The organism is Psychrobacter sp. 1Y4 (assembly GCF_051847555.1).
Genome location: NZ_JBPYDE010000647.1, coordinates 1 through 666, shown reverse-complemented (window position 1 = coordinate 666; position 666 = coordinate 1). Strand labels below are relative to the sequence as shown.

Annotated in this window: 2 pseudogenes; both read left to right on the top strand. The window is 41.3% G+C overall.

From position 1 onward, the window contains the following. Window positions 1-219 (top strand): annotated as a pseudogene (locus tag ACS8FC_RS18100) (chemotaxis protein CheW); the annotation flags it as partial. Window positions 220-393: 174 nt separating this feature from the next. Further along, window positions 394-666: pseudogene (locus tag ACS8FC_RS18095) on the top strand (methyl-accepting chemotaxis protein); the annotation flags it as partial.

Below are 666 nucleotides of genomic sequence, written 5' to 3'. Positions count from 1 at the left end.
GTAATCGATCATGACAATAACTTTTCAGGGCTACTGGTCGATCAAGTGCTTGGTATCGAACAGTTCACTCAGGAACAATATCGCCCAGAAGCGATTGATTCCAATTCACCATTTGCACCTTATAACCATGGTAAGTTTTTGAAAGACGAGCAGGAGTGGTACGTTTTCATGCCAAGCTTGCTGGCACAGGATCTGCAGTATTCAGATGCTGCGATATAGTGATCGATAATAGAAGACCTATTTATTCGGTAACGACAGATTGATAGCGACTGACACGATACAGTGGGATGTTAGTATTTATACAGGCTTTGCTAATCATTGTTTTGATAACAATAAGATTGTCAAAGTCAGTCACGATAAGACTTTGACGATTGTTTGAAAGGAATACGCAAGATGAGTGATGTTAAAAGAAAACCTGTAGCTAGCGTGGGCCAAACAGCAGTAGATGGCAAAAGCTCTGATAGTACATGGAAATTGTTGTTAGGATTTTTTGTGCTATTAAGTTTGGCCTGTCTGATTTGGCTGATCAATTCGCTATCAACGGTAAGTCAATACTTTGATAGCTTTGATCAATCGGTTGTTTTACCGGCGGCGATATTTGCAGTCGGAGCCGTGGGTATTATGTTTGCCTCATATCAGTTGCTCAAGCAACGTGGTGGATCGGAG